General features: G+C 63.8%; 22 protein-coding genes. 15 read left to right on the top strand and 7 right to left on the bottom strand.

What is annotated here, in order from left to right; genetic code table 11:
• Window positions 1-1,035 precede the first annotated feature (1,035 nt).
• Entirely contained in the window at window positions 1,036-1,692 is a 657-nt protein-coding gene (locus tag IC761_RS21045) for a DUF429 domain-containing protein (RefSeq protein ID WP_195798545.1), read from the top strand.
• Window positions 1,693-1,755: 63 nt separating this feature from the next.
• A complete protein-coding gene (locus tag IC761_RS21040; RefSeq protein WP_195798544.1) occupies window positions 1,756-2,460 on the top strand; it encodes a glutathione S-transferase family protein in 705 nt (234 codons plus the stop codon).
• 2 nt (window positions 2,461-2,462) lie between these two features.
• On the opposite strand, the gene IC761_RS21035 is transcribed toward IC761_RS21040, so the two are convergent.
• The 3 genes from IC761_RS21035 to IC761_RS21025 form a co-directional block, all read right to left on the bottom strand.
• Window positions 2,463-3,245, bottom strand: coding sequence for a sulfite exporter TauE/SafE family protein (locus IC761_RS21035; protein WP_195798543.1), 783 nt, complete (start codon window positions 3,243-3,245; stop codon window positions 2,463-2,465).
• Window positions 3,246-3,248: 3 nt separating this feature from the next.
• A complete protein-coding gene (locus IC761_RS21030; protein ID WP_195798542.1) occupies window positions 3,249-3,881 on the bottom strand; it encodes a TetR/AcrR family transcriptional regulator in 633 nt (210 codons plus the stop codon).
• Window positions 3,882-4,082: 201 nt separating this feature from the next.
• A complete protein-coding gene (locus tag IC761_RS21025; protein ID WP_195798541.1) occupies window positions 4,083-4,454 on the bottom strand; it encodes a tRNA-binding protein in 372 nt (123 codons plus the stop codon).
• Window positions 4,455-4,559: 105 nt separating this feature from the next.
• Between IC761_RS21025 and IC761_RS21020 the strand changes: the two genes are divergently transcribed.
• Window positions 4,560-4,925 carry an ArsC family reductase gene (locus tag IC761_RS21020; protein ID WP_195804729.1) on the top strand — a complete coding sequence of 122 codons (366 nt, stop codon included), beginning with the start codon at window positions 4,560-4,562 and terminating at the stop codon, window positions 4,923-4,925.
• Here IC761_RS21020 and IC761_RS21015 read toward each other — a convergent pair.
• Window positions 4,922-5,569 carry a hypothetical protein gene (locus IC761_RS21015; protein WP_195798540.1) on the bottom strand — a complete coding sequence of 216 codons (648 nt, stop codon included), beginning with the start codon at window positions 5,567-5,569 and terminating at the stop codon, window positions 4,922-4,924. The genes IC761_RS21020 and IC761_RS21015 overlap by 4 nt on opposite strands.
• Before the next feature lie 343 nt (window positions 5,570-5,912).
• On the opposite strand from IC761_RS21015, the gene IC761_RS21010 reads away from it, so the two are divergent.
• From IC761_RS21010 to der, 12 genes are all read left to right on the top strand, one after another.
• The gene (locus tag IC761_RS21010) at window positions 5,913-6,668 is read left to right on the top strand and encodes an ABC transporter ATP-binding protein (RefSeq protein WP_195798539.1); all 756 of its coding nucleotides are present in this window, start codon (window positions 5,913-5,915) and stop codon (window positions 6,666-6,668) included.
• Window positions 6,661-7,407, top strand: a complete 747-nt coding sequence (locus tag IC761_RS21005) for an ABC transporter ATP-binding protein (RefSeq protein WP_195798538.1) — start codon at window positions 6,661-6,663, stop codon at window positions 7,405-7,407. Before IC761_RS21010 ends, IC761_RS21005 begins: the two co-directional genes overlap by 8 nt.
• A gap of 48 nt (window positions 7,408-7,455) precedes the next feature.
• Complete coding sequence (locus IC761_RS21000; RefSeq protein ID WP_195798537.1) at window positions 7,456-8,679, top strand: ABC transporter substrate-binding protein; 1,224 nt, start codon at window positions 7,456-7,458, stop codon at window positions 8,677-8,679.
• 72 nt (window positions 8,680-8,751) lie between these two features.
• Window positions 8,752-9,621, top strand: coding sequence for a branched-chain amino acid ABC transporter permease (locus IC761_RS20995; RefSeq protein ID WP_195798536.1), 870 nt, complete (start codon window positions 8,752-8,754; stop codon window positions 9,619-9,621).
• A 1-nt stretch (window position 9,622) separates the two neighbouring features.
• Window positions 9,623-10,591 (top strand): branched-chain amino acid ABC transporter permease, encoded by a 969-nt coding sequence (locus IC761_RS20990; protein ID WP_195798535.1) that lies wholly within the window; start codon window positions 9,623-9,625, stop codon window positions 10,589-10,591.
• 188 nt (window positions 10,592-10,779) lie between these two features.
• The gene (locus IC761_RS20985) at window positions 10,780-12,399 is read left to right on the top strand and encodes a peptide chain release factor 3 (RefSeq protein WP_195798534.1); all 1,620 of its coding nucleotides are present in this window, start codon (window positions 10,780-10,782) and stop codon (window positions 12,397-12,399) included.
• A 103-nt stretch (window positions 12,400-12,502) separates the two neighbouring features.
• Window positions 12,503-13,081 carry a UCP034077 family protein gene (locus IC761_RS20980; RefSeq protein ID WP_195798533.1) on the top strand — a complete coding sequence of 193 codons (579 nt, stop codon included), beginning with the start codon at window positions 12,503-12,505 and terminating at the stop codon, window positions 13,079-13,081.
• Between the two features lie 71 nt (window positions 13,082-13,152).
• Entirely contained in the window at window positions 13,153-13,737 is a 585-nt protein-coding gene (locus IC761_RS20975) for an NnrU family protein (RefSeq protein ID WP_195798532.1), read from the top strand.
• Window positions 13,738-13,809: 72 nt separating this feature from the next.
• Window positions 13,810-15,396: a class I adenylate-forming enzyme family protein gene (locus IC761_RS20970; RefSeq protein ID WP_195798531.1), complete on the top strand. Its 1,587-nt coding sequence runs from the start codon at window positions 13,810-13,812 to the stop codon at window positions 15,394-15,396.
• 170 nt (window positions 15,397-15,566) lie between these two features.
• Complete coding sequence (locus tag IC761_RS20965; RefSeq protein WP_195798530.1) at window positions 15,567-16,220, top strand: tetratricopeptide repeat protein; 654 nt, start codon at window positions 15,567-15,569, stop codon at window positions 16,218-16,220.
• Between the two features lie 32 nt (window positions 16,221-16,252).
• Window positions 16,253-16,810: a hypothetical protein gene (locus IC761_RS20960; protein ID WP_195798529.1), complete on the top strand. Its 558-nt coding sequence runs from the start codon at window positions 16,253-16,255 to the stop codon at window positions 16,808-16,810.
• 50 nt (window positions 16,811-16,860) lie between these two features.
• Window positions 16,861-18,246, top strand: a complete 1,386-nt coding sequence (gene der / locus IC761_RS20955) for a ribosome biogenesis GTPase Der (protein ID WP_195798528.1) — start codon at window positions 16,861-16,863, stop codon at window positions 18,244-18,246.
• A gap of 164 nt (window positions 18,247-18,410) precedes the next feature.
• Here der and IC761_RS20950 read toward each other — a convergent pair whose 3' ends face one another.
• The 3 genes from IC761_RS20950 to purF all read right to left on the bottom strand — a co-directional run bounded on the left by IC761_RS20950 (window position 18,411) and on the right by purF (window position 22,271).
• Window positions 18,411-19,640 carry an ABC transporter substrate-binding protein gene (locus tag IC761_RS20950; RefSeq protein WP_195798527.1) on the bottom strand — a complete coding sequence of 410 codons (1,230 nt, stop codon included), beginning with the start codon at window positions 19,638-19,640 and terminating at the stop codon, window positions 18,411-18,413.
• A 202-nt stretch (window positions 19,641-19,842) separates the two neighbouring features.
• On the bottom strand, window positions 19,843-20,583 hold the full coding sequence (locus tag IC761_RS20945) for an SDR family NAD(P)-dependent oxidoreductase (protein WP_195798526.1): 741 nt from the start codon (window positions 20,581-20,583) through the stop codon (window positions 19,843-19,845).
• A 164-nt stretch (window positions 20,584-20,747) separates the two neighbouring features.
• The gene (gene purF / locus IC761_RS20940; RefSeq protein WP_195798525.1) at window positions 20,748-22,271 is read right to left on the bottom strand and encodes an amidophosphoribosyltransferase; all 1,524 of its coding nucleotides are present in this window, start codon (window positions 22,269-22,271) and stop codon (window positions 20,748-20,750) included.
• Between the last annotated feature and the right edge of the window lie 27 nt (window positions 22,272-22,298).

Below are 22,298 nucleotides of genomic sequence, written 5' to 3'. Positions count from 1 at the left end.
AGTAACAGCGCTCTTCACCACCGGCGGTGGCGACGAAAGGGTCACGATCCGGGAACGGGCGATTGCTGAGACCCGGCAAGCGAAAGCTTGCCGGAAAGCGCTCTGGCCACTGAGCTACCGGTGCATGGTACACCGGGCGGGATTCGAACCCGCGACCTCTCGCGTGATAGGCGAAGTAACAGAAATCTTCACCACGGACCGTGATGGGGTTGGCGGGGAACGGGCGATGCTGTCGCTGCCCCGAAGGGGCGGTCGTTTCACAGACGAAGTAACAGACATCTTCACCACCGCCAGGCCGATGCTTTCGCGCCGGCCGTTGATGGGTACGCTGGGGAACAGGCGATCTCGGCTCTCAGTGACGACAACACAGGCGCCGTCCTTGCGGACGGATCCTGCGCCGGGCCGCGTGCAAGCCTCTCCCGAGGTCGCATCCCGGTGCGTGTGTCAAAGGCGGGGTTCGAACCCGCTTTACCGTGGAGGAAGTATCCGAAATCTTCACCACCAGCGTCGGTTGAGCCGCGAGCCTCGCGGCAAACCGATTTACAAAAATTCGATCGCGGCGCTGTCGACGCGCCGCATGTTGCGAACCATTCGGGTTCGCTCTGCCATCGGTGTCCGGCTCATCGCCTTGTTCCCTCCGGCAGGCCCCGCGCATTTGGGCACGCGCTTCTCGAGCGCGAGCCCCCGGGATCCGGGTCTCCCGTTCCGGCCAATGCCGGGATGTTCGAACGGGCCGCACGGTGGGCAAGAAAAAACCCTCCGGAGCGGCAGGCTCGGGAGGGTCCGTGAGAAGCGGACTGTCGATCTTGCGGTCAGGCAAGATCGCTCCCATGAGCCGGGCATGCGCAATCGATCGGCCGTAGGCCGTTCGACAGTCGCGCAAATCTTTCGTAGCTGTGCTTCATCATCGGGTTCATCGATTTCACGAACGGAAGTGCTCGCGAGGCCGCGGGAAATACGCCTGCAACTTGCGGATGTCAAGCGAGACGCGTGTGAAAATTTCAAGACACTGACGACAGGATGTGGATGGAGAGCGTGCCAAGCTATCTCGGCCTCGATGGATTTCGCTTCGGCTGGGTCGCAGCCTGGATCGACGATCGCGGCGATCACGGGTTTGATTATTCGCCGGGTCTCACGCGACTGCTCGTGATGCCGCATGCGCGCGCGATGATCGACATGCCGATCGGATTAGAAGCGAGTGGCTACCGTCGCTGCGACGAGGAGGCGCGCAAATTGGTCGGTCCCGCCGTCTTCCTGGGCGCGCGCCGGGGTCTCTGGCTGTTTTCAGACATGGCAACGGCGAATGAGGACTACTGGCAGCGTGACGACAAGGGTGTGTCGGCGCAACTCTGGAATATCAGGGACAAGCTGAGGGAGGTCGACGAGTTCATGACACCGGAACGGCAAGCGACGATCGGCGAAGCGCATCCGGAATTGATCTTCTGGAATCTGGCAGGTCGGGTCCGGCTTGCCAAGAAGACATCGGCGCAAGGGCGCGAGCAACGCATCGCCGTGCTGGCGCAACGCGGGTTCACGCGGTTGCCGAAATGGCTGACGTGGCGTCACCGCACCGGCATCGGCCGCGATGATCTCATCGACGCCTGTGCTTGCGCAGTCGCCGCTCGCGACAGCAAGGAGCGTATCGGCGGGGAAGAGGATCCACGCGGATTGCGGATGGAAATCAACTACTGACGCTTGCGTCATGCGACGCCTCGCCTAGATTAGATGCGCCTCAACTTTGGATCGAAGGTTCCGATGTCCGATCTCTCCGCCTTTCCCATCACCAAGCGCTGGCCGGCCAAGCATCCCGAGTTGCTCCAGCTCTATTCCTTGCCGACGCCGAACGGCGTCAAGGTCTCGATCATGCTGGAAGAGACCGGACTGCCTTACGAGGTCCACCTCGTCGATTTCGGCAAGGACGACCAGAAGACGCCGGAATTCCTTTCACTCAATCCGAACGGCAAGATCCCGGCGATGCTCGACCCCAACGGTCCCGGCGGCAAGCCGCTGCCGCTGTTCGAGTCCGGGGCGATGCTGCAATACCTCGCGGAGAAGACCGGCATGCTGCTGCCGCTCGATGCCGCGCGCCGCTACCAGACCATCCAGTGGGTGCATTTCCAGATGGGCGGCATCGGGCCGATGTTCGGCCAGGTCGGCTTCTTCCACAAATTCGCCGGCAAGGATTTCGAGGACAAGCGGCCGCGGGACCGCTACGTAAGCGAGGCCAAGCGCCTGCTCGGCGTGATGGAGACGCATCTTGCCGGCCGGCAATGGTTCATGGATGACGAGTATACCATCGCCGACATCTCCATGCTCGGCTGGGTGCGCAATCTCGTCGGCTTCTACGGCGCGGGCGACCTCGTCGAGTTCAGCCAGTTCAAGTCGGTCGGTGCCTGGCTTGAACGCGGGCTGGCGCGCCCCGCCGTGCAGCGCGGGCTGAACATTCCGAAGCGGCCTTGAGATCAGTTCAGCGCCTTGTAGGTCATGTAGATTGCCATCAGCGCGACGAGGGCGATCATGGTCCGGCGCAGCACCGATTTGCTGACGCCATTGGCCATGCGCGCACCGGAATCGGTGCCGATCCAGAGGCCGGCAAGAATGCCGATGATGGCCGGCCAGCCGACCATGACCCCCTTGCTCCAGTAGATCCAGGCCGCCGGAATATTGGTCGGGATAATCGAGAAGATCAGGCTGACGAGTTGCGCCTGATGCTGCGGCACACGGAGCCCGGCGGCGAGGCCGACCGTGATCGCGAGGCCGCCGCCGATGCCCATGAAGCCGGAGGAAAAGCCCGCCAGCATGCCGATGAGGAAGAGCGGGAGCCAGGGCAATTCCTTGGGATTGTCAGCCTCGTGGCTGCCGTCCTTGCGGTCACGGCGGAGCACCAGCGCAGCGATCAGCGCGACGAGGTAGACGACGTAGGTCCATTGCAGGATCGCGTCGGATACGGCGGCTGCGGCGTAGCCGCCGCCCGCGCCGCCAACGAGGAATCCGATGCCGATCCAGACGATCCATTGCAGCGGGCTGCGATTGCCGCTCTGCCAGTAACGGCGTACACCGGCGAGGCCCGTCGGCGGCACCTGCGCGATCAGCGATGTGCCCTGGGCCATGTGCTGCTCCGCGCCGAGCAGCAGCACGGAGAAAATGACAAGGCCGCCGCCCGGGCTCGTGCCTGTGAAGCCCGATGCCAGCCCGCTGATGAGGCCGACGCCGATTCCTGCGAGCAGGTCGTGGGTCACAAACATCGCTCAAGCCCTGGTTCGTCGCCTGACGTCCGGCTTGGTCATGCGAAATCCATCGATGACGCGGCCGACCGCCGTCGTGCAGGCCTCTACGTCCAAGTTCTCGCCCCAGCATTTTTGCAGCACAAGGCCATGGAAGATCGCCATCAGCACGCGCGCGATGGCGTCCGCAGCGAGGTCGCGCTTCATGAGCCCGTCATGCTGGCCACGCTCGACCAGCGCCACGATCAGGGCGCGCGGCATGTCGGTGCCCTCGATGACGCTGGTGCGGACGCGGCGGTTGCGCAGCGCCTCGGCCCAGCCGTGGATGCCGACGCGGCGCCGCGCTTCGCCGGCGGGATCGGTCAGCCATTGCGCGTAGACGCGGACCAGCGCGTGAAGTCCTTCGATCGGATCGCCGGACCCTTGCGCGACCGAGTTGAGCACGGCCTCGCGCCGATGCCGGTCGTCGGCCAGCGCCTCGATCAGGTCGTCCTTGCTCTGGAAGTAGAGATAGACCGCGCCGTGGCTCAGGCCCGACCGTTTCACGATGTCGGCCATGCCGGTCTGGTGAAAGCCGTCATCGGAGAAGCAGGCGAGAGCAGCTTCGAGGATCTGCTGGCGCCGGTCTTCGCGCTTCTTGTCGCTGATCTTGGGCATCCGTCCTGTCCATAAATAAATGACAGATCGATCGTTTTTCAGATTCGCCGAAATCAGCCTGAACAAAGCTTAATATATAAAAAACAATCAGTCAGTCATTTATATTGGAGCATAGGATTTTGGTCAAGCCCGGACAGGCTTGGCGGACGAAACACACGGATGAGGCGATGACTGGCCGGGCTGCGAAGGCGATGTCCGCCGCTAGAACAGCCGCCCGCCGTTCGGCACCGGCTTGCTCGGCTGCATCAGCACGACCTTGCCGTCGGCGTCGGGGAAACCGAGTGTCAGCACCTCCGAGACGACCGGTCCGATCTGGCGCGGCGGGAAGTTGACGACGGCCGCGACCTGTTGTCCCACGAGCGTCTCGATCGGGTGATTTTCGGTGATCTGCGCCGAGCTCTTGCGCACGCCGATCGCGGGACCGAAATCGATCCACAGCCGCCAGGCGGGCTTGCGCGCCTCCGGAAACGGTTTGGCATCGACGATCGTGCCGACGCGGATATCGACCGCGAGGAAGGTGTTGAAGTCGATGATCGACGACGCGGCTGCGGCGGGATCGTGGGTGACGTGCATGATATATCTGTCCAGGAATTCCACAGGTTCGTTCGCGATATTGTCGCGTGAACCGGAGTTTCGTACAACGTCGCGGCATTACACGACGCATGCGTGAGGGACGTCTTGCCCAACATCATCTACGGCATCAAGAACTGCGACACCATGAAGAAAGCGCGCACCTGGCTCGACACCCACGGCGTCGCCTACGAGTTCCACGACTACAAGGCGGCGGGCGTGGAGAAGGACAAGCTCAGGCAGTGGAGCGACAAGCTCGGCTGGGAGACATTGCTCAATCGCGCCGGCACGACCTTCAAGAAGCTGCCCGAGGCCGACAAGGACGGCTTGACCGAGAAGAAGGCGCTGGCGCTGATGCTAGCGCAACCATCGATGATCAAGCGACCGGTGCTCGAAATCGGCGGCAAGCTGCTGGTTGGCTTCAAGCCGGATATCTATGAGAAGGAAGTCGGCGCCAAATCGCGCAAGGGCTAATTCAGCTCTATGATCTCGGAGGTGACGCTCGCGCCGGGCTGATCGGCGAATTCGATCAATTCAGCTGGCGCGATGCGGCCGGGCGCGCGGTGGAAAAGGTCGTGCTCGATCACGACGCGCAGCTTGGGGCGCGGCGGAGCGTCATTTCCGCGCATCAGATTCTTGATCTCGAAGCCGCCGTCCTCGCAGAACGTTTTGAGCGAAGCAATGACGTGGCTGACCTTGTCGTAGGTCAGGAACGGCAGCAGCAGCCGTTCATAGGCGACGACGCGGCCGTAGATGTCGTCGACATCGGCAACACTGTAGACCGGAAGGCCGCGCGCGACGCATTCGTGATAGACCGGCATCACGAAGGGCGCGAGCCGCGGCCCGACATAGTCGTTCAGCAGGATACCCTTGCCGGTATGCCCGTAGGCGCGCGAGATGCGCGAGCCTTCGCTCTGAATGGTCAGGCGCGGCGTCGGCGTCGAATGGTCGACCGTATAATAGATGAGATCGGACAGCTCTTCCTCGAGCCGCGCGGGCTGATACTCCCAGATCGCCGGCGCAATCTGCTGGCGCGCATAGAGTCGCAGCCACGTGTTGAGGAGATCACGTTGCTTGATCGACTTGACGATGGAGGGAGCGGCGCTTGTGAAATCCAAAACAATATTCCCAGGCAGATAGAAACCCGGGCATGATGGGGCTTGCGGGAAAATTTTTGATGAAGGCTGGCGCGCGCGGCCAAAGACCGTTAACGACGGCTTGATGACCGGCGCTTTGCGAACCGGAGGGCCGGGCAGGCGCGACGTCAAAACACCTCCGACTAAGGGAGCATAAGTCTCCCGGCCGGAGGCCTGACCTGCTCAGCTTTCCGCCTTGCCTAACCCCCGTCACCTCCGGCATATTCCGCGCCCGGAGGCGACATTCCGGGAAGGCTCCAAGGCCCCCCGGAAAGCCGAAGCAACAAGGAAGCCACGCGCGCCGCGCGGGCGGGGGGAAATCTGTTTGGCCGATGAGTTCATTCTCGAAACGGAAGGCTTGACCAAGGAGTTCGCGGGCTTCTTCGCCGTCCGCGACGTCGCGCTCAAGGTTCGCCGTGGGAGTATTCACGCGTTGATCGGTCCGAACGGGGCCGGCAAGACGACGTGCTTCAATCTTCTGACCAAGTTCCTCAGGCCGTCTGCCGGCAAAATCCTGTACAAGGGGCAGGACATCACCGCGATGGCGCCGGCCGACGTCGCGCGCTTGGGGCTGGTGCGTTCGTTCCAGATCTCGGCGGTGTTTCCGCACATGACCGCGCTGGAAAACGTTCGTGTCGCGCTCCAGCGCCAGCACGGCAGCTCGTTTGATTTCTGGCGTTCGAAATCGGTGCTCAATCGCTTTAACGACCGCGCCCGCGAACTGTTGAACGACGTCGGCCTCAGCGAGTTCGCCAATACGCCGGCGGTCGAGATGCCCTATGGACGCAAGCGCGCGCTCGAGATCGCGACCACGCTGGCGCTCGATCCGGAAATGATGCTTCTGGACGAACCGATGGCGGGCATGGGCCACGAGGACATCGACAAGATCGCGGCGCTGATCAAGCGCATTTCGGCGAAATACACCATCCTGATGGTCGAGCATAATCTGAGCGTCGTGGCCAATCTGTCCGACATCATCACCGTGCTGACACGCGGGCAGGTGCTCGCGCAGGGCCATTACACCGAGCTCACCAAGGACGAGCGCGTCAAGGAAGCCTATCTGGGAGCCGGTCATGCCTGACACTGCGATGGCCGAGGCTCCGGCAAAGGCTGCGACCGGCGGCAACATCCTCCAGGTGCGCAACCTGGAAGCCTGGTACGGCGAATCCCACATCCTGCACGGGATCAATTTCGACGTGAATGCGGGCGAGGTCGTCACGCTGCTGGGACGCAATGGCGCCGGCAAGACCACCACGCTGAAGTCGATCATGGGCATCATCGGCAAGCGCGCCGGCTCGATCAAATTCAACAACCAGGAAATCATCCGCGCGACCTCCGACAAGATCGCGCGCATGGGCATCGCGTTCTGCCCGGAGGAGCGGGGAATCTTCTCCAGTCTCGACGTGCGCGAGAATTTGCTGCTGCCGCCGGTGGTGCGGCAGGGCGGGTTGCCGCTCGAGCAGATCTTCGACCTGTTTCCGAACCTGAAGGAGCGGCTCAACAGCCAGGGCACCAAGCTGTCCGGCGGCGAGCAGCAGATGCTCGCGATCGCGCGCATCCTGCGCACCGGCGCGAGCTTCCTGATGCTGGACGAGCCGACCGAGGGTCTCGCCCCGGTCATCATCCAGCAGATCGGCCACACCATCGCGCGGCTCAAGAAGGAGGGCTTTACCATCCTCCTGGTCGAGCAGAACTTCCGCTTCGCCTCCACCGTCGCCGACCGCTATTACGTCGTCGAACATGGCAAGATCATTGACGGATTTTCCAACTCCGAGCTTGCCGCCAACATGGACAAGCTCCACACCTATCTCGGCGTCTAGTACGGCCCAAGGTAGTAAGGCCAAGAGACAATTCACAAGGGAAGTAGCATGAAGACAAAGTCGATTGCGTCGTTTCTGCTGACCACCGCACTGACATTTGCCGCAGCCGGTGTTGCATCCGCGCAGGACAAGAGCGTCAAGATCGGCGCGCTGTCAGATCAGTCGGGCCTCTACGCCGACCTCGGCGGGCCCGGCTCGACTCTGGCCGCGCAAATGGCCGTCGAGGATTCCGGCCTCGCTGCGAAGGGCTGGAAGATCGACATCATCTCGGGCGATCACCAGAACAAGCCCGACATCGGCACCGCGATCGCGCGGCAGTGGTTCGACGTCGACAAGGTCGACATCATCGTCGACGTGCCAAACTCCGGCGTGGCGCTCGCGGTCAACAACGTCGTCAAGGAAAAGAACGGCGTCTACATCAATTCGGGGGCGGCGACCTCGGACCTCACCAACGCGCAGTGCTCGCCCAACACCGTGCACTGGACGTACGACACCTACATGCTGGCCCACACAACGGGCCAGGCGCTGGTGAAGGCCGGCGGCGACACCTGGTTCTTCCTGACCGCCGACTATGCCTTCGGCGCCGCGCTCGAGCGCGACACCACCGCCGTCATCACGGCCAATGGCGGCAAGGTGGTGGGCGGGGTCAAGCACCCGCTCAACACGCCGGACTTCTCGTCGTTTCTGCTCCAGGCGCAGGCCTCCAAGGCCAAGATCATCGGCCTTGCCAATGCCGGCGGTGATACCACCAACACCATCAAGCAGGCGGCGGAGTTCGGTATCGTCAAGGGCGGCCAGAAGCTGGCGGCGCTGCTGTTGTTCCTCACTGACGTCAAGGCGATCGGTCTCGAGACCGCTCAGGGCCTCAACTTCACCGAGACCTTCTACTGGGACATGAACGACCAGACCCGGGCCTTCTCCAAGAAGTTCTCCGAGAAGATGAAGAACGGCGCGATGCCGACCATGGTGCAGGCGGGCGTCTATGCGGGCGTGCGCCACTATCTGAAGGCGCTGGAAGCGATGGGTGGCAATCCGCATGACGGCGTCAAGGTGGTCGAGAAGATGAAGTCGATGCCGACCGAGGACGAGCTGTTCGGCAAGGGCGAGATCCAGCCCAACGGCCGCACCATCCACAATGCTTATCTGTTCGAGGTGAAGAAGCCCTCCGAGTCCAAGGGACCGTGGGACTTCTACAAGCTCGTCGGCACGGTGCCGGGCGATCAGGCCTTCACGCCGCTGTCCGAAAGCAAGTGCGCGCTTTTGAAGAAGTAAGAGCAACTGCCCGCCGGCGATGAGCCGGCGGGCGTTATCTGGGGAACGCCGAAGGGACTGGGTGCGGGATCGATGCAGGCTCTCTATGCACAGCTACTGGTGGGACTGATCAACGGCTCGTTCTACGCGCTGCTCAGTCTCGGGCTTGCCGTGATCTTCGGCATGCTCAACATCATCAATTTCGCGCATGGCGCGCTCTACATGATGGGCGCGTTCGTGGCGTATTTCCTGCTCAACAATGATTACCTCAGTATCGGCTACTGGCCAGCGTTGATCATCGCACCGATCGTGGTCGGCATCTTCGGCATGATCCTGGAACGGACCATGCTGCAATGGCTGACCGGGCTCGACCATCTCTACGGCCTGCTTCTGACGTTCGGCATCGCGCTGATCGTGCAGGGCGTGTTCCAGAACTATTTCGGATCGTCGGGCCTGCCTTACTCCATTCCGGACCAGCTCAGGGGCGGCATGAATCTCGGCTTCATGTTCCTGCCCATCTATCGCGCCTGGGTCGTCATCTTCTCGCTGGTCGTGTGTCTGGCCACCTGGTTCCTGATCGAGAAGACCCGGCTCGGCGCCTACCTGCGTGCCGCCACCGAAAATCCGACGCTGGTGCGCGCCTTCGGCATCAACGTGCCGCGGATGATCACGCTGACTTATGGCCTGGGTGTCGGCCTTGCCGCGCTCGCCGGCGTGCTGTCGGCGCCGATCAACCAGGTCCGACCGCTGATGGGCGCCGACCTCATCATCGTTGTGTTCGCCGTGGTGGTGATCGGCGGTATGGGATCGATCATGGGATCGATCATCACGGGTTTTGCACTCGGCGTGATCGAGGGCCTGACCAAGTATTTTTATCCCGAGGCCTCGAACACCGTCGTGTTCGTGCTGATGGTGCTGGTGCTCTTGGTGAAGCCAACGGGATTGACGGGAAGGGCGGCCTGATATGACAGCCTTGACGGACGACACGCTGCCGATGACCCCGCGCGCGATGCGCGATGAGATGATCGTATTCGTGGCGATGGCGTTGCTGCTCGCTTCGGTGCCGTTCACCGGCATCTATCCATTCTTCGTGATGCAGGCGCTGTGCTTCGCGCTGCTCGCCTGTGCCTTCAATCTTCTGATCGGCTATGGCGGTCTGCTGTCGTTCGGCCACGCGATGTTCTTGGGAACGGCCGGCTATTGCAGCGCGCATGCGCTGAAAGTGTGGGGGCTGCCGCCGGAACTCGGCATCCTCGTCGGTGTCGCCGGCGCTTTCGTCCTCTCGATCATCACCGGTTACATCTCGATCCGTCGGCAGGGCATCTATTTCTCGATGATCACGCTGGCGCTGTCGCAGCTGTTGTATTTCATCTATCTGCAAGCGCCGTTCACTCATGGTGAGGACGGCATCCAGGGCATTCCGCAGGGGCACATGTTCGGCGTCTTCGATCTCACCAAGCCGACCGTGCTCTACTATGTCGTTCTCGTCGGCTTCCTCGCCGGCTTCCTACTGATCTATCGCATCATCAACTCGCCGTTCGGCGAGGTGCTGAAGTCGATCCGCGAGAACGAGCAGCGCGCGATCTCGCTGGGCTACCGGACCGATCAGTACAAGTTTCTGGCGTTCGTGCTCTCGGGCACGGTGGCCGGTTTCGCCGGTTCGCTGAAGGTGTTCGTGGCGCAGAATGCCTCGCTCACCGACGTGCACTGGTCGATGTCGGGCGAAGTCGTGCTGATGACGCTGGTTGGCGGCCTCGGCACCATCTTCGGGCCCGTCGTCGGTGCCTTCGCGATCATCGCCATGCAGCAATATCTGGCGGGTTTTGGTCAGTGGGTGACGGTGATCCAGGGCTCGATCTTCGTGATCTGCGTGCTCACCTTCCGTCGTGGCGTCGTCGGTGAGATCGCGCATTACTTCCGGCGGTCGCTCTAAGCTCCTGACAGGTTGGCCGTTTTGAAGCTCATCTCCGATCGGAAAACGAGTGTCAGCCCGGCAATCCCGGCGACGATCAGAGGGGGAGGGCCGTCCCTCCCAAAGGGCGATATGGGGCTAGCTGAAGGGCTCTGCAATCACCAAATGAGGCTTGATCAGGCCCATTTTCCCTGCCAAACGCTCCCGCCATGTCCGACATCGCCACCACAGCCGAATCGCCGGCCCGTTCCCCGCTTGCCGCCGAAGTATCGCGCAGGCGCACCTTTGCGATCATCTCGCACCCGGACGCCGGTAAGACCACGCTGACCGAGAAGCTCTTGCTGTTCGGCGGCGCCATCAATCTCGCCGGCCAGGTCAAGGCCAAGGGCGAGCGGCGCAACACCCGCTCGGACTGGATGAAAATCGAGCGCGAGCGCGGCATCTCGGTCGTGACCTCGGTCATGACCTTCGAGTTCGAGGGCCTCGTCTTCAACCTGCTGGACACGCCGGGTCACGAGGACTTTTCGGAAGACACCTATCGCACGCTCACGGCGGTCGATTCCGCCGTCATGGTGATCGACGCCGCCAAGGGCATCGAGGCGCGGACGCGAAAGCTGTTCGAGGTCTGCCGCTTGCGTGACATTCCGATCATCACCTTCATCAACAAGATGGACCGTGAGAGCCGGGACGTTTTCGAGCTTTTGGACGAGATCGAGAAGACGCTGGCGCTCGACACCACGCCGATGACCTGGCCGGTCGGCCGCGGCCGCGACTTCCTCGGCACCTATGACGTCGTCGATGGCGGCGTGCGCCTGCTCGAAGGCGGCGGCGCCAAGACCGGCGCGGCGCAGCAGATCGAGATCGCCGAGCTTGCCAAGCTCAATGCCAATCTTGACGTCTCCGCGGTGAAGGACGAGCTCGAGCTCGTCACCGAGGCCTCAAAGCCGTTCGAGCTCGATGCGTTTCGTGAGGGCCATCTGACACCGGTCTATTTCGGCAGTGCGCTCCGCAATTTCGGCGTCGGCGACCTCCTGGAAGGCCTCGGCAAGTTCGCGCCCGAGCCGCGCGCGCAGGAGAGCGACCAGCGCAAGGTCGAAGCCACCGATCCGCGCATGAGCGCCTTCGTGTTCAAGATCCAGGCCAACATGGATCCGAACCACCGCGACCGCATTGCGTTTGCGCGGCTGTGCTCGGGAAAACTCAGCCGCGGCATGAAGGCCAAGCTGGTGCGCACCGGCAAGAGCATGCCGCTGTCGAGCCCGCAATTCTTCTTTGCGCAGGACCGTTCGGTTGCGGACGAGGCCTTCGCCGGCGACGTCGTCGGTATTCCCAACCACGGAACGCTGCGGATCGGCGACACGCTGACGGAGGGCGAGGATTTCAACTTCGTCGGCGTGCCGAGCTTTGCGCCGGAAATCGTCCGTCGCGTGCGTCTGACTGACGCGATGAAGGCGAAGAAGCTGAAGGAAGCGCTTCAGCAGATGTCGGAAGAGGGCGTCGTGCAGGTGTTCCGGCCGCGCGATGGTGCGCCGGCGCTGGTCGGCGTCGTCGGCGCGCTTCAGCTCGACGTGCTGAAGGCGCGGCTGGACGCGGAATATTCGCTTCCGGTGGAGTTCGAGGTCAGCGAGTTCCAGCTCGCCCGCTGGATCTCCTCGGAGGATCGCAAGAAGCTCGACACCTTCGTCGCCGCCAACACCTCGAGCATCGCCGACGATGTCGACGGCGATCCCGTGTACCTCGCCAGGAATGAGTTCTATCTCGGCTATACCAGGGAACGTGCCGAGGGCATCGAGTTCGCCAACGTCAAGGACGTGAAGAAGAAGGGGTAGGGTGCCCATCTCCGCGAATTGAGCGCGAGCATGTGAACGGCCGTGGTCTTGACGCGTTCGCCCATAATGCCACGTTTGCAGTGTGGCATTATGGGCTCACACCATGTGGCGCTACATCCTTGTTCTCGCCCTGCTGGCCGTCTCGACGGTTGCCTCCGACGCGCAGCGTCGGCAGATCAATCCCATCCCGTTTGCGCATGAGCCGTGCAGCGTGCTCGACAATCGACCCTGCACGCCGTCCTATTGCAGCCCGCTGGATCACGGCCCCTGCATTCCCGAGATCGATTACCCCTATGGTGAGAATCTCCAGCTCACCATCGAGAGCGTGCCGGCCGACGCCGATCGCGCCAAGTACCAGAAGCCGGATCACGATCTCGACACGATCGGCGACCTATTCGCCGAGCTGCGCACCTGCTGGTCGCCGCCATCAGATAACGCGCGGGCGGGGATGCAGATGTCGGTGCGCTTCAGCTTCAACAAGACGGGCGGCCTGATCGGCCCGCCGCGCCTGACCTTTGCGACTGTAGGCGTTCCGGCCGATACCCGCACGACCTATCTGAATGCGATCAATTCGTCATTGAACGCCTGCCTGCCGCTGAAGTTCACCAGCGGCCTCGGCGGCGCCCTGGCGGGGCGGCCGATCGCGATCCGCTATGTCGACAATCGCGAGATCGGCAAGTAGCGCATCAGTTGCGATCCTCCGCCAATCGATGATACGCCATAAGCGGGGGCGCTGGTTGAGGGGAGGATGTCGTGGGTCTGCTGGTCATGATCCTGGGGCTCGTGCTGTTTTTCGCGGCCCATATTTTCACAACGAAACGTGACGCGCGCGCGGAGGCGATCGCGAGGCTGGGCGAGGGGACCTACAAGATCCTCTATTCGCTGGTGTCGCTCGCGGGGCTCGCGCTGATTGTCTGGGGCTTTGGCCATTATCGCGCCACCGGATGGATCGACGTCTGGTATCCGCCGACGGCGATGAAACACATTACGATCGCGCTGATGCTGCCGGCCGTCATCCTGGTGGTCGCCTCGTATCTCCGTGGTCGCATTTATGCGACGCTGAAGCATCCCATGCTGGCCGGCATCAAACTGTGGGCGGCCGCGCATCTGCTCGCCAATGGCGACCTCGGCTCCATCATCCTGTTCGGCTCGTTCCTGGGCTGGGCGGTGTATGATCGCATTTCGCTGAAGCATCGCACCGATGCCGGAGGCCCGCCGATTCCGGTGGGTGGCGTCACCAACGATTTGATCGCGGTCGCCGTCGGAATCGTCGCCTATCTGGCGCTGGCGTTTGCGTTCCATCCCGTCGTGATCGGCGTTCCCGTGATGGGAGGCTAGCCGATCAGCGCAAGACGAGACCCGCCTGCCCATGCGCCGAAGGTGACAAAAGCAACAAGACGAGGACACCCAATGGACTGGTCGCAATCTCTGATCCCGCCGATGCGGTTAGAGGCGCGCTTTGGCGATCGGATGGTGCTGGCCTTCTCTGACCGGCCGGCGAGCCTCTGGGCCATGATCGCGAAAACCTGCGCGCGCAACGGCGATGGCGAAGCGCTGATTTGCGGCAATGCCCGGCTGAGCTGGCGGCAGGCCGTGGACCAGGCGACGCGGATCGCATCGGGCTTCCGCAAGCTCGGTTTGCGGCGTGGCGATCGCGTTGCGATCCTGCTCGGCAATCGCGTTGAATTTCCGCTGCTGCTGTTTGCCGCCGCGCATGAAGGGCTCGTCACCGTGCTGCTCAGCACGCGACAACAGAAGCCGGAGATTGCCTATGTGCTCGCCGATTGCGACGCCAGGATCCTGATCCACGAGGCGGCGCTTGTCGACCGGTTGCCCGATGCGCGGGATGTTCCCGAGGTGGTCCACCGAATCGCCGTCGACGACAATCCGGCTTTGTCGCGCTTCTCCGTGCTCGCGGACAATGCGCCGGCCCCGACGCCGGTCGAGACAAGCGAGGAGGATACCGCGATGATCCTCTACACATCTGGCACGACCGGCAAGCCGAAGGGCGCGATGCTCGCGCATTGCAACATCGTCCATTCCTCGATGGTGTTTGTGTCCTGCCTAGAATTGACCGACGCGGATCGATCGATCGCGGCGGTGCCGCTCGGGCACGTCACCGGCGTCGTCGCCAACATCACGACCATGATCGGCTGCGGCGGCGCGCTGATCATCATGCCGGAGTTCAAGGCCGCCGAATATCTCAAGCTCGCCGCGCGCGAACGCGTCACCTACACGGTGATGGTGCCGGCGATGTACAATCTCTGTCTGCTCCAGCCGGATTTCGACAGCTACGATCTGTCGAGCTGGCGCATCGGCGGCTTTGGCGGCGCTCCGATGCCGGTTGCGACCATCGAGAAGCTCGAGGCGACGATTCCGGGTCTGAAGCTTGCGAACTGCTACGGCGCGACCGAGACGACGTCGCCGTCCACCCTCATGCCGGGCGAGCTGACCGCGAGCCACATCGACAGCGTCGGCCTGCCCTGTCCGGGCGCGCGGATCATCGCGATGGATGCCGCCGGGCGCGAGCTGCCGCCCGGCGAGATCGGCGAACTCTGGATCCAGAGTGCTTCCGTCATCAAGGGCTATTGGAATAACCCGAAGGCCACGGCGGAAAGCTTTACCGCCGGCTTCTGGCATTCCGGCGATCTCGGCTCGGTCGACGCGGGAGGCTTCGTCCGCGTGTTCGACCGGCAGAAGGACATGATCAACCGCGGCGGCCTGAAGATCTATTCGGCCGAGGTCGAATCGGTGCTGGCCGGCCATCCCGCCGTGGTCGAGAGCGCAATCATCGCAAAGCCGTGCCCGGTGCTGGGCGAGCGCGTCCATGCGGTGGTGGTGACGCGTGCGCCCGTTGCCAGCGACGATTTGCGATCCTGGTGCGCCGAGCGGCTGTCCGACTACAAGGTGCCGGAGACAATGGCGATCACCGCCGATCCGCTGCCGCGCAACGCCAATGGCAAGGTGCTGAAGCGGCAGTTGCGGGAGCTGTGGTAGGAGCCTGGGGCGGCCTCCGGGTTATCCCGGTCCCCGTGTTAACGCCTTGATCGGGCTCGCTTTGCCTTGCCACCGCCATATCGATAGGGTATCGCCGCCGCGACGTGGGGACGGGACTTTGACGCGAACCATCTGGCGCGTGCGCCCGGCCGGGCATGGGATTAGCTTAAGTGTCTGAATTATTTGACGAAGTCGACGAGGAAGTCCGTCGCGAGCAGCTCAAGAAGCTGTGGGACAATTATTCGATCTACTTCATCGGCCTGATGGTGCTGATCGTGGCCGCCGTGGGCGGCTGGCGCGGCTATCAGTACCTGGAGGCGAAGAAGGCCGCCGAGGCCGGCGCACTCTTCGAGAAGGCCGTCGAGCTGTCCGAGCAGAACAAGCACACCGAGGCCGAGGCGGCCTTCGCCGATATTGCCGCCAAGGCGCCATCGGGTTACCGCACCCTGGCGCGGCTGCGGGCTGCCGCCGAGGCGGCGGCACGTGATCCCAAGGCCGGCGCGAAGATGTATGACGACATCGCCGCCGATCGCGGCATCGGCTCCGAGTGGCAGGATCTGGCGAAGATCCGCGCCGCGGGCTTGCTGCTCGACAGCGCGAGCTATGCCGACATGCAGCAGCGGCTTGAAGCTTCCGCTGAACCCAAATCGACCTTCCGCCACAGCGCCCGCGAGATGCTCGCGCTGTCGGCCTGGCGCAATAACGACACGACCGCGGCGCGCAAATGGCTCGACGCGATCGCCGATGACGGTGAAACGCCGCCGGGCCTGCGCTCGCGCGCCGAGGCGCTTCAGGCCCTGCTGCCGCCCGTCGCCAAAAGCTGACGGCCAAGTAAGAGCTAAGACGAGATATCGATATGCGCCGTACGCCACGTTTGATCGCAGCCGCCGTCCTGATCGCCTTTACGGGCCTCCTGGGCGGCTGCTCCAGCGGCGGATTCGATCCGAGCGACCTGATGGATTGGCTCGACACCAAGAAGAAGCTGCCTGGCGACCGCAAGCCGGTGTTCCCCGAAGGCGTGCCGGGCCTCGAGCAGGGCGTGCCGAAGGACATGTACAAGGGCGCGCAGCAGCAGGATCCGAACGCGCCTGCCGTCGCTGCTCTGCCGGTCGAGCCGCCGCCTGCTGAGGCTGCAAAGCCGTCGAAATCCGCCAAGGCGAAGAAGACCAGGCAGCCGGCAGCACCTGCCGAAGCGCCGGCCGGCGAAGTCGATGGCGAGGCTCAGCCGGAAGCTGCACCCGCGCCGGCCGCACCGCCGCCGAAGCAGAAGATCGTCCGCAAGCGTACCACCGCGCCGCCTCCGGATCAGCCCGCGCAGCAGCCGGCACAATCGGCCCAGACCACGACCACCCAGCAACAGCAGACGCAAGGCGCTTTCCCGGCGCCGCTGCCGAGCGGCAGCTTCTCGCGCTGACATTTTTCTCTGAATTGACAGGCGCAGCCTCCGCGGCGCACGAATGACCAATGTCCTTTACGATCGCCATTATCGGCCGCCCCAATGTCGGCAAGTCGACGCTGTTCAACCGCCTGGTCGGACAGAAGCTCGCGCTCGTCGATGATCTGCCCGGCGTCACCCGCGACCGCCGCGAGGGCGAGGCCAGGCTCGGCGATCTCGAATTCACCATCATCGATACCGCCGGCCTCGACGAGGGCGCCAAGGGCTCGCTGACCGCGCGGATGCAGGAGCAGACCGAGACCGCGATCGCGCAGGCCGATGCGCTGTTCTTCGTGATCGATGCCCGCATCGGCCTGACGCCCACCGATCGCGCCTTCGCCGATTTCGCCCGCCGCGCCGACAAGCCCGTGCTGCTGGTCGCCAACAAGAGCGAGGGCAAGCATGGCGACGCCGGCGCGATGGAGGCCTTTGCGCTCGGTCTCGGCGATCCCATCCAGATCTCGGCCGAGCACGGCGAGGGCATGGGCGAACTCTATGACGCGCTCGCCAAGCTGATGCCGGAGCCCATCCACGAGGATGAAGCCGAGGACGATGACGCGCCGCTCTCCGAGGAAGAGGCTGCGACGCGGCCGATCCGGGTCGCCATCGTCGGCCGGCCCAATGCCGGCAAGTCGACGCTGATCAATCATCTGCTCGGCGAGGAGCGCCTGCTGACGAGCCCCGAGGCCGGTACGACGCGCGACTCCATCGCGGTCGAGATCAACTGGAAGGGCCGCGATTTTCGCGTGTTCGACACCGCGGGTCTGCGCCGGCGTTCGCGCATCGAGGAGAAGCTGGAAAAGCTGTCGGTTGCGGACGCGTTGCGCGCGGTGCGCTTTGCCGAAGTCGTCGTGCTGATGATGGACACGCAGAACCGTTTTGAGGAGCAGGACCTCCGGATTGCGGATCTGATCGAGCGCGAGGGCCGGGCGGTCGTGCTCGCCGTCAACAAATGGGATCTGATGGAGACCAAGGGCGGCGGCGCGATCTCGGGCTTGCGCCGCGATGCCGACCATTGGCTGCCGCAGGTCAAGGGCGTGCCGATCGTCGCCGTCTCCGGCCTGATGGGCGAGGGCATCGATCGTCTGATGCAGGCGATCGAGGATGCCTACGCGGTCTGGAACAGGCGCGTTCCGACATCTGCGCTCAATCGCTGGTTCGAGCAGGCCATCCAGGCCAATCCGCCGCCGGCGGTGTCCGGCCGCCGGCTGAAGCTGAACTACATCACCCAGAACAAGGCGCGTCCGCCGAGTTTCGTGCTGTTCTGCTCGCGCGCCGACGCGGTGCCCCAGTCCTATCTGCGCTATTTGACCAATTCCATGCGCGAGACGTTCGAGCTGCCGGGCACGCCGGTGCGCATCACGCTTCGTGAAAAGGCCAACCCCTTCGCGCACAAGCGCAAGCGGCCATCGTGACGTTGTTGCTGGGGGTGTGCGTGGCGAAGGCAGTCTCGTGGCTTCGTAGGGTGGGTTAGCGCAGCGTAACCCACCTCTTTGATCTCTGCAGAAACAGAAGTGGTGGGTTACGCCTAGCGGACTGCGCGTCGCGTAGCCGCGAGGCTAACCCACCCTACGACTTCTTACTTCTTCACCAGCGGGCACTCGCTGTCCTTGAGCGGCCTGGCGGCATCTTCCGCCGGGATGTTCGCGACCAGTTTGTAATAGTCCCACGGCCCCTTCGACTCCTCCGGCTTCTTCACCTCGAACAGATAGGCCGGGATGATGCGGCGGCCGTCCTCGCGCAGCGGGCCCTTGCCGAACAGCGGATCGTCGGTCGGGATTTCCTTCATCTTGGCGACGACCTTGGCGCCGTCATGCGGATTGCCGCCGAGCGCTTCCAGCGCCTTGAGGTAATGCAGCGTGCCGGCATAGTTGCCCGCCTGCGTCATCGACGGCATCGCCTTGTTGGCGGTCTTTTCCTGGAAGCGCTTCGACCAGGCGCGTGTCCCCTCGTTGAGGTCCCAGTAGAAGGACTCGGTGAAGGTCAGGCCGTGCGCGGTTTTCAGGCCGAGCGAGTGGACGTCGTTGATGAACAGCAGGAGCGCGGCGAGCTTCTGGCCGCCCTCAACGATGCCGAATTCGGCCGCCTGCTTGATCGAGTTGGTGGTGTCGCCGCCGGCATTGGCAAGCCCGACGATCTTGGCCTTGGAGTTCTGGGCCTGGAGCAGGAACGACGAGAAGTCCGACGTGTTGAGCGGATGCTTGACGCCGCCGAGCACCTTGCCGCCGTTCGCGGTGACAACGGCGCTGGTGTCGCGCTCGAGCGCGGCGCCGAAGGCATAGTCGGCGGTCAGGAAGAACCAGGTATCGCCACCGGCCTTGGTCAGTGCCTTGCCGGTGCCGTTGGCGAGCATGTAGGTGTCGTAGGTATACGAGATCGTGTTGGCGTTGCAGGCCTTGCCGGTGAGGTCGGCACTGGCGCCGCCATTGTTGAGCAGGACGACGTTCTTTTCCTTGGCGACGTTGCTGACCGCCAGCGCCACGCCGGAGTTCGGCGTGTCGGTGATCATGTCGACCTTCTGGGTGTCGATCCATTGCCGCGCGATATTGACGCCGATGTCCGGCTTGTTCTGGTGATCGCCGCTGACGACCTCGATCTTCCAGCCCTTCGCGGCGAGGCCGGAATCCTCGACCGCCATCTTGACCGCCACCACGGAGCCGGGGCCGCCGATGTCGGCGTAGAGGCTCGACATGTCGTTGAGCACGCCGATCGTGACGGTCTTGTCCTGGGCGTGGGCGGATGATGAAAAACCGAAAGCGGCGGCACAGGCCAGCAGGGCCGCGGCGCGGCGCGCGAACATCGTCGTCATAAAAGGTCTCCTCCCTTGTCAAATATGCGGATGGCTTTCTTGGACGAAGCCTTGATCCGGCCAACTCCGTAGCCTGTCCCGCGGCTTGCGGCAATGCGCCTAAAGCCGGATGACGCTGCGTCGTAGCGTCATCCGCCGGTTAACTATTGGGCAAAATGCGTTGAGGCGCCATTTCGGCGCTGCGGGGACTTTAGCGCGTCAATCAAGCCGGCGAGCGGAAGCTCATCAGCGAGCGCGTCTTGTAATCGTAGAACTTACCGGTCTCGGTCCAGTCCGGCGCGCACATCGGGACGATGAATTCGGCGATCTGCTCGGGCGTGTCGAGTGTCGCGGGATCCTCGCCCGGCATCAGGGTCGCGCGCATGCGGGTGCGGACCGGGCCGGGATTGAACAAATTGACGCGCAGCTTCGTGTTCGCGGTTTCCTGCGCCCAGGCGCGGGCCAGCGTCTCCAGCGCGGCCTTGGAGGCGGCGTAGGGGCTGACATAGGCGGTCGCCTTGTTGGCGGCGCCCGAGGTGATGAACACGGCACGTCCGGCGTCGGACTGCTTCAGCAGCGGCTCCATGCAGCGGATCAGCTGGAAGTTCGCGGAGACGTTGACGGCCATGACATCGTTGAAGGTCTTCAGCTCGATATGGCCGACCGGCGAGGAGGGGCCGAGCACGCCGGCATTGCCGACCAGGATGTCGAGCTTGCCGTAGCGCTCATGCAGCCCGGCACCGAGCCGCGCGATGCCGTCGGAATCGGTGAGGTTGAGCGGCACCAGCGTGGCGCTGCCGCCGTCTTTCCGGATCTCGTCGTCGAGCTCTTCCAGCCCGCCCTGCGTGCGTGCGGTCGCCACGATATGCGCGCCAGCCTTGGCCAGCGCGAGCGCGGTGGCGAAACCGATGCCGCGCGAGGCGCCGGTGACGAGAGCGATGCGGTCGGCGAGGGGTTTGGTCATCGAGAGGTTCTATCCAGCGTCGTCCCGGCCTAGTGCGCAATTGCGCACGGGGGCCGGGACCCATACGCCGTGACCGTCATGATTCACGAAGATGGTCGTTGCAACTTTCTTCACACCACAAAGAGCTGTGGTTATGGGCCCCGGCCTTCGCCGGGGCGACGAGTTTAACTCGCCTCCGCCAGCAGCGACAATTGCCGCGGCTGCGGCTCGGTCTGGGTCTGGTCGGTGAGGTGGGTCGGATAGGCCCCGGTGAAGCAGTGGTCCGAGAACTTCGGATTGGCCGGGTCGCGGCCGGGCTCGCCCATGGCGCGGTACATGCCGTCGATCGACAGGAACGCGAGCGAGTCGGCGCCGATGAGCTCGCGCATCTCTTCCAGCGAATGCGTCGCCGCAAGAAGGCCGCCACGATCGGGCAGGTCGATGCCGTAATAGTCGGGATAGAGGATCGGGGGCGACGCGAGACGGAAGTGCACTTCCTTCGCGCCGGCATCGCGCATCATGCGCACGATCTTCTTCGAGGTGGTGCCGCGCACCAGCGAGTCGTCGATCAGGATGATGCGCTTGCCTTCGATCGCGGCGCGGTTGGCCGAATGCTTCATGCGCACGCCGGATTCGCGGATCGCCTGCGTCGGCTGGATGAAGGTGCGGCCGACATAGTGGTTGCGGATGATGCCGAGCTCGAACGGCACGCCGGAATGCTGGCTGTAGCCGACCGCCGCAGGCACGCCGGAATCCGGCACCGGCACGACGACGTCAACGGGTACGTGGCTCTCGCGTGCGAGCTGCGCGCCGAAGGCCTTGCGCACCTCGTAGACCGAGCGGCCGTGGACGATGGAATCCGGACGGGAGAAGTAGATGTATTCAAAGATGCAGGGCCGCGGCGCGATCGGCGGGAACGGCTTGTGGATGTCCTGGCCGTTCTCATCGAACACGATGACCTCGCCGGGCTCGATGTCGCGGACGAAGCGCGCGCCGATGATGTCGAGCGCGCAGGTCTCCGAGGTCAGGATCGGGCAGCCGTCGAGCTCGCCGAGCACCAAGGGACGGATGCCGCGCGGATCGCGCGCGCCGACCAGCTTCTTGTTGGTCAGCGAGACCAGCGCATAGGCGCCTTCGATCTCGCGCAACGCGTCGATGTAGCGCTCGATGAAGCGGGCGCGCTTGGAGCGCGCGACCAGATGCAGGATCACCTCGGTGTCGGTGGTCGACTGCATCATCGCGCCGCTCTTCACGAGCTCGCGGCGCAGCGTCAGGCCGTTGGTGAGGTTGCCGTTGTGGGCGACCGCGAGGCCGCCGGCATTGAGCTCGGCAAACAGCGGCTGCACGTTGCGCAGGATGGTTGCGCCGGTGGTGGAGTAGCGGACATGGCCGACCGACATGTTGCCGGGCAGGCGATCGATCACCTCGCGGCGGGAGAAGGTATCGCCGACGAGGCCGAGGCGGCGTTCGGAGTGAAAGCGGCTGCCGTCGTAGGAGACGATGCCTGCGGCTTCCTGGCCGCGGTGCTGAAGGGCGTGAAGACCGAGGGCGGTGATGGCGGCGGCGTCCGGGTGTCCATAGATGCCGAAGACGCCGCATTCCTCGCGCAGCGTGTCTCCCTCCAGGTCGTCCTGTAGCTCGATCGCGGCCGGGCCCGAGGGCCTGTTCAAGTCGAGATCAAGCTGGGCGTCCTGGTCAGGGTTTCGCATCTCGTCCGCGCCTCTCTTTTGGGGCCA

Origin of the sequence: Bradyrhizobium commune (assembly GCF_015624505.1) — a bacterium.
Lineage (GTDB): Bacteria > Pseudomonadota > Alphaproteobacteria > Rhizobiales > Xanthobacteraceae > Bradyrhizobium > Bradyrhizobium commune.
This window is presented reverse-complemented; position numbering and strand designations above follow the sequence as displayed.